This is a genomic window from uncultured Zoogloea sp. (genome assembly GCF_937894855.1).
GTDB lineage: Bacteria > Pseudomonadota > Gammaproteobacteria > Burkholderiales > Rhodocyclaceae > Zoogloea > Zoogloea oryzae.
Genome location: NZ_CALAYQ010000149.1, coordinates 1 through 7072 on the forward strand (window position 1 = coordinate 1; position 7072 = coordinate 7072).

The window sequence follows — 7072 nt, forward strand, 5'->3', positions numbered from 1 at the left end:
AGAGGAATTCCTCGATCTCCCGCGGGTAGATGTTCTCGCCGCCGCGGATCACCATATCCTTGATGCGCCCGACGATGTTGCAGAAGCCTTCCTCGTCGATGGTGGCGATGTCGCCGGTGTGCATCCAGCCGGCCTTGTCGATGGCTTCCGCGGTCTTGGCCTCGTCGCCCCAGTAGCCGAGCATCACCGAATAGCCGCGGGTGCACAGCTCACCCGGGGTGCCGGGGGGCACGATGCGGCCTTCGTTGTCGACGATCTTCACCTCGCAGTGGGGCTGCACGCGGCCGACGGTGGACACGCGGCGCTCGATCGGGTCGTCGGTGCCGCTCTGGAAGCTCACCGGCGAGGTCTCGGTCATGCCGTAGGCGATGGTCACCTCGCCCATGTTCATCTTGTCGATGACGCGCTTCATCACCTCGATGGGGCACGGGCTGCCGGCCATGATGCCGGTGCGCAGGCTGGAGAGATCAAAGCGTGCGAACTCCGGGTGGTCCAGCTGGGCGATGAACATGGTGGGCACGCCGTAGCTGGCGGTGCACTTTTCTTCGGCCACGGCCTCGAGCACGGCCAGGGGCTCGAAGGCCTCGGCGGGATAGACCATGGTCGCGCCGTGGGTCAGGCAGCCCAGATTGCCCATCACCATGCCGAAGCAGTGGTACAGCGGCACCGGGATGCACACCCGGTCGCCGGGCACCAGGCGGATCGCCTCGCCCACGAAGAAGCCGTTGTTGAGGATGTTGTGGTGGGAGAGCGTGGCGCCCTTGGGGTTGCCGGTGGTGCCCGAGGTGAACTGGATGTTGATCGGGTCGTCGAACTGCAGGCGCTCGCCGAGTTCTTCCAGCTCGCCCAGCTCGTCGCGGCCGGGGCTGACGAACAGGTCGTCGAAGTTGAGCATGCCGGCGCTGTGCTCAGCACCCAGGCGGATCACGATCTCCAGGCTGGGCAGCTTGTGGGCGCGTAGCAGGCCCGCTTCACAGTGGGAGAGCTCCGGCGCCAGATCGGCGAGCATCGTCAGGTAATCGCTGCTCTTGAAGCTGGGCGACAGGATCAGCGCCCGGCAGCCCACCTTGTTGAGGGCGTATTCGAGCTCGCTGCGGCGGTAGGCCGGGTTGATGTTGACCAGCACCAGCCCCGCCTTGGCGGTGGCGAACTGGGTCAGCACCCACTCCACGTTGTTCTGGGACCAGATGCCGATCCGCTCACCCGGCGCGAGGCCCAGCCGGCGCAGGCCGCAGGCCAGGGCATCCACCTTCTGGCGCAGCTCGCCGTAGGTGAGGCGCACCTTCTGATGCCGCACCACCAGCGCCTCGCGGCTGCTGTGGCGGGCACAGGCTTCGTCAAAGTAACGGCCGATGGTCTGGCCGATCAGGGGCTTGTCCGACGCGCCGTGGACGTAGCTCAGTCGATTGCTCATGTGTCTCCTCACACCCGATTCTCGGTCTGCACCTGCCAGCTGTACCGCTGGTACTTGCAGGTCGGACTTCAGTCCGACGACCGTTGCCGGATTCGAGCGTGGATGTCGGACTGAAGTCCGACCTACATGCCCGATCTGCCGATCTCTGCAAGCACAAGCCCTGGCAGGTGCGGCTTGGCGAACGTCCGTCTTCGCGGCTCATCCGCCTGATCCGACCGCAGCAAAATGCTGCAGTCCCTTACAAAAAAACCTGTACTGCAACGCCCGATGGCGCAAAGGCCTGGCACAAGGCCTGGCGATCCGGGTTCTGCGCTGTGCAGGCGGGGCAGAAAGCCTCGCCTGCACGCTTTTCAGCCAGCCCCGCCCGCCCTGAAACCTTGCGGGCGAAGCCTGATGCTTCGGTCGCAAAGCGCGAAACCCTGCGACCCGGGCAATAAACCTTGCGCTTGCAGCCCGCAGCCTTGCGCGCAAGGTAAAAAGCCTTGCCGCCTATGCCCAAAGCCTCGGGGTGCAAGGCTCAAAGCCTTGCGACCATCCCGAAAAACCTCGCAACCCCGGCTCCTATCCTTGCGGTGCAAGGCTTTGAAGCTTGCGCCCGGCGCCCGGGGCTTTGCGGTGCAACGCACCAGACCTTGCGCTTCAGGCTACGGGCCTTGCCGCGTCAGGCCGCCACCTCGAACTCCACCAGCTCGGCCCCGTCGCCCACCTGATCGCCCACCGCGAAGCGGAAGGCCTTGACCGTGCCGGCGGCCGGCGCGGTGATGGTGTGCTCCATCTTCATGGCTTCGAGGATCAAGAGCGGCGCGCCCTTCTCGACCGTTGCGCCTTCGGCCGCCACCAGCGCGATGACCTTGCCGGGCATCGGGGCCAGCAGGCCGCCTTCGGCACCGCCGCCTTCGCCGCCGTGGTGCAGCGGGTCCACCGCCGCAAACTGCCACGCCCGGCCCTGGCCAAACACGTGACGGCGCTCGCCGGCAACGATCACCGTGGCGGTGGTGCGCAGGCCGTCGAACTCGGCCCGCAGCAGGCCACGGGGGTTGAGGGTGCCGGAGATGTGGCTCACGCGGCCGTCCAGGGCCACATCAAAGCTGTTGCCGCGATGGGTGACGGTGAGGTGCTTCTCCACGTCGCCCAGACGGTAGATCTTGCTGCGGCTGGGCGACGAATTCACGCGCCAGCCGTCGCGCCGGTGCCAGGGCGAATCGGGTTCGCAGTGGCGGGCAGCCAGGCCCTGGGCGTGCTCGCGTTCGCGCAGCAGATCGGCCAGGGCCACGGCCAGCCAGGCTTCCCGGGCGGGCTCGACCTGCTCGGGGAAGAGGTAATCCTTCTCGCGCTCGATGAGGCCGGTGTCGAGATCGGCGTTGGCAAAGGCCGGGCAGGCGGTGAGGCGCGACAGGAACTCGATGTTGTTGGCGACGCCCACCACCCGGTACTCGGCCAGGGCCTGGAGCATGCGGGCCAGGGCGCGGTCGCGGTTCACGTCCCACACGATGAGCTTGGCGATCATCGGGTCGTAGAAGGGGCTGATCTCGTCGCCCTCCTCCACGCCGGTATCGACGCGTACGTGCAGGTTCTCGTCGGGCGGCGACAGGTGCACCAGCCGGCCGGTGGAAGGCAGGAAGCCCTTGGCCGGGTCTTCGGCGTAGATGCGCGCCTCGAGTGCGTGGCCGTTGATGGCCAGCTGCTCCTGGGCCAGGGGCAGCGGCTCGCCGGAGGCCACGCGGAGCTGCCACTCCACCAGATCGAGCCCGGTGATCATCTCGGTGACCGGGTGCTCCACCTGCAGGCGGGTGTTCATCTCCATGAAGTAGAAGGTGCCGTCCTGGTTGGCGATGAACTCCACCGTGCCGGCACCCACGTAGCCCACGGCCTTGGCGGCATCCACCGCGGCCTTGCCCATCGCGGCGCGGCGCTCGGCCGTCATGCCGGGGGCTGGCGCTTCTTCGAGCACCTTTTGGTGGCGGCGCTGCACCGAGCAGTCGCGCTCGAACAGATACACCACGTTGCCGAAGGTGTCGCCGAACACCTGAATCTCGATGTGGCGCGGGCGGGTGAGGTATTTCTCGACCAGCACGTGGTCGTCGCCAAAGCTCGACGCCGCCTCGCGCTTGCAGGAGGCCAGCGCATCGATGAAGTCCTCGCTCTTCTCGACAAGGCGCATGCCCTTGCCGCCACCGCCGGCCGCGGCCTTGATGAGCACCGGGTAGCCGATGGCGTCGGCCTGCACGTTGAGGAAGGCCGGCTCCTGGTTGTCGCCGTGGTAGCCGGGGGTGAGCGGCACCTGGGCCTTCTCCATCAGCTTCTTGGCTTCGGACTTGGAGCCCATCGCCCGGATCGCCGACACCGGCGGGCCAATGAAGACGATGCCGGCGGCGTCGCAGGCGTGGCAGAACTCTTCGTTCTCAGACAGGAAACCGTAGCCCGGGTGGATCGCCTCGGCGCCGGTCTGCTTGGCTGCCGCGATGATCTTGTCGATGACGAGATAGCTCTCCCGGGCCGCGGCCGGGCCGATATGCACGGCCTCGTCGGCCAGGCGCACATGGCGGGCGCCGGCGTCGGCGTCGGAATACACCGCGACGGTCTTGATGCCCAGGCGCCGCGCCGTCTTGATGACGCGGCAGGCGATCTCCCCACGGTTGGCGATCAGGATCTTGTTGAACATGCTTGTCTCCCCCGCCCCGGCACATGCGTGCCCGAAGCTGCTGATTCTGTAGGTCGGACTTCAGTCCGACATCTGTGTGTGTCTCGTTTGCTGCGGCCAGTTTCGTAGGTCGGGTTAGCGCAGCGTAACCCGACGCCCCAAGCACGCCATCGACGCGCTATCGCTTCCAGCTGCAGCCTTTTCACTCCACCCCGTCGTCCTCTGGCCGCCGTCAGACGACCTGACAGCGAGGTGTGGTCGGGGCCGATCCCTCGATGTCGGGTTACGCTGCGCTAACCCGACCTACCTCAAGTTGCGAATTCAGTTCGGCACCCACGCTGCCGGGCGCTTGTCGAGGAAGGCGGCGAGGCCTTCCTTTGCCTCGGGCGTAGCGCGCAGTTCGGCGATGCGGCGGGCGGTGTCTTCCACCACGGCGTCACTCACCGGCTGGTCGGCCACGGCGCGGATAAGATCCTTGGCGGCGGCCTGGGATTTCGGCCCGCCCTGCATCAGCGCGGCGACGATACCGGCCACCTTGGCGTCGAGCTCTTCCGGCGCGACCACTTCGTGGGCGAGGCCCAGCGCCTTGGCCTCGGCGGCGGAGATCCGCTCGGCGGTCTGGAAATAACGCCCGGCCTGGCGGGCGCCGATGGCGCGCAGCACGTAGGGGCTGATGGCCGACGGGATGATCCCGAACTTGACCTCCGAGGTGGCGAAGCTCGCCGCCGTGGAGGCCACGCAGATGTCGCAGGCCGACGCGAGGCCCATGCCGCCACCCAGCGCCGCGCCCTGCACCCGGGCGATGGTCGGCTTGGTGAGTTCGGCCAGGGCCCGCAGCATCCCGGCCAGCTTGCGGGCATCGGCGAGGTTTGCTTCCACCGACGCATCCGCCGCGCGGCGCATCCAGTTGAGGTCGGCGCCGGCCGAGAAACTCTTGCCCCGCCCGGCGAGCACCACCACGCGGACGCTGTCGTCAGCATCGAGCTGCCGGCAGGCAGCGGTGAGCTCGGCGATCAACGCCTCGTTGAAGGCGTTATGGACATCCGGACGGTTCATCCAGATGGTGGCGATGCCGCCGTCGCGGATAATTTCGAGGGTTTCGAAGTGCATTTGTGCGCAATCTCCGGTGGGTCGCAGCAGTTCGAGGTCGTTATGGTCGGACTGTAGGTCGGACTTCAGTCCGACATCGCGGATGGAACAGGCACAAGTTGTCGGACTGAAGTCCGACCTACAGGACCGACCTGCATGTCACATTCGGAACAGCCCGAACTTGGTCGGCTGGATCGGGGCATTCAGGCTGGCCGAGAGCGACAGGCCGAGGATGCGCCGGGTCTGGGCCGGGTCCACCACGCCGTCGTCCCACAGGCGGGCGGTGGCGTAATACGGGTGGCCCTGATCCTCGTATTGCTGGCGGATCGGCGACTTGAAGGCTTCTTCCTCGTCCTTGCTCCAGGCGCCGCCCTTGGCCTCGATGCCGTCGCGGCGCACGGTGGCGAGCACGCTGGCGGCCTGCTCGCCGCCCATCACCGAGATGCGGCTGTTGGGCCACATCCACAGGAAGCGCGGGCTGTAGGCGCGGCCGCACATGCCGTAGTTGCCGGCGCCAAAGCTGCCGCCGATGAGCACGGTAAGCTTGGGCACCTGGGCGGTGGCCACCGCCGTGACCATCTTGGCGCCGTCCTTGGCGATGCCGCCGTTCTCGTACTTGCGGCCGACCATGAAGCCGGTGATGTTCTGCAGGAAGACCAGCGGCACGCCGCGCTGGGCGCACAGCTCGATGAAGTGGGCGCCCTTCTGGGCCGATTCGCCGAACAGGATGCCGTTGTTGGCGACGATGCCGATGGGCATGCCGTAGAGGTGCGCAAAGCCGGTGACCAGGGTGGTGCCGTAGCGCGCCTTGAACTCGTCGAAGCGCGAGCCATCGACGATGCGGGCGATCACCTCGCGCACGTCGTAGGGCTTGCGGGTGTCGGTGGGGATGATCCCGTAGATCTCGGACGGGTCGTACAGGGGCTCTTCGCTGCTCGCCAGGTTGAGGCCCACCGGCTTGACGCGGTTGAGGGTGCTGACGATGCGCCGGGCGATGGAGAGCGCGTGGGTGTCGTTCTCGGCCAGGTGGTCGGCCACGCCGGAGACGCGGGTGTGCACGTCGCCGCCGCCCAGATCCTCGGCAGTCACCACCTCGCCGGTGGCGGCCTTCACGAGCGGCGGGCCGCCCAGGAAGATCGTGCCCTGGTTCTTGACGATCACCGTCTCGTCGCTCATCGCCGGCACGTAGGCGCCGCCGGCGGTGCAGGAGCCCATCACCACCGCGATCTGCGGGATGCCCTCGGCCGACATGTTGGCCTGGTTGAAGAAGATCCGGCCGAAGTGGTCGCGATCCGGGAAGACTTCATCCTGCTTGGGCAGGAAGGCGCCGCCGGAATCCACCAGGTAGATGCACGGCAGCTTGTTCTGCTGGGCGATCTCCTGGGCGCGCAGATGCTTCTTGACCGTCATCGGGTAATAGGTGCCGCCCTTCACGGTGGCATCGTTGGCGACGATCATGCACTCGACGCCATTCACCCGGCCGATGCCGGCGATGACGCCCGCCGACGGGGCCTCGTTGTCGTACATGCCGTAGGCGGCGAGCTGGCCGATCTCGAGGAAGCCGGTGCCGGGGTCGAGCAGGTGATCCACCCGGTCGCGGGGCAGCAGCTTGCCCCGGGCGGTGTGCTTGGCGCGGGCCGATTCGCCGCCGCCGAGGGACACCTGGGCGGCCTTCTCACGCAGGTCGGCGACGACCTTGCCCATCGCCTCAGCGTTGGCCTGGAATTCGCTCGATCGCGTGTTGATGCTGGATTTGATGACGGTCATTGGAGGACCCTCCTGTCACTGCGTGACATCCTCCCCACGGGAGGGATCGCGCCCCCTTCGGGCGGCCGGGCGGGTGCGCTCATATCAGCAGGTCTCCGCAAAGAGTTCGCGGCCGATCAGCATGCGGCGGATCTCGCTGGTGCCGGCGCCGATCTCGTAGA

4 protein-coding genes are annotated in these 7072 nt (G+C 67.3%); all 4 read right to left on the bottom strand.

Features of this window, described 5'->3' with window-relative positions:
- Positions 1–1414: AMP-binding protein (locus Q0672_RS16835; protein ID WP_298624111.1), on the bottom strand; the 1414-nt coding region annotated here is incomplete at its 3' end.
- Positions 1415–2075: 661 nt separating this feature from the next.
- Positions 2076–4076 (bottom strand): acetyl/propionyl/methylcrotonyl-CoA carboxylase subunit alpha, encoded by a 2001-nt coding sequence (locus Q0672_RS16840; RefSeq protein ID WP_298624113.1) that lies wholly within the window; start codon positions 4074–4076, stop codon positions 2076–2078.
- A gap of 300 nt (positions 4077–4376) precedes the next feature.
- A complete protein-coding gene (locus Q0672_RS16845) occupies positions 4377–5165 on the bottom strand; it encodes an enoyl-CoA hydratase/isomerase family protein (RefSeq protein WP_298624115.1) in 789 nt (262 codons plus the stop codon).
- A gap of 138 nt (positions 5166–5303) precedes the next feature.
- Entirely contained in the window at positions 5304–6911 is a 1608-nt protein-coding gene (locus Q0672_RS16850; protein WP_153163045.1) for a carboxyl transferase domain-containing protein, read from the bottom strand.
- Between the last annotated feature and the right edge of the window lie 161 nt (positions 6912–7072).

Bases quoted from the DNA above. Each gene is read 5' to 3' on its own strand.
- Q0672_RS16840 (WP_298624113.1), bottom strand. From the start codon at position 4,076: ATGTTCAACAAGATCCTGATCGCCAACCGTGGGGAGATCGCCTGCCGC.
- Q0672_RS16845 (WP_298624115.1), bottom strand. From the start codon at position 5,165: ATGCACTTCGAAACCCTCGAAATTATCCGCGACGGCGGCATCGCCACC.
- Q0672_RS16850 (WP_153163045.1), bottom strand. From the start codon at position 6,911: ATGACCGTCATCAAATCCAGCATCAACACGCGATCGAGCGAATTCCAG.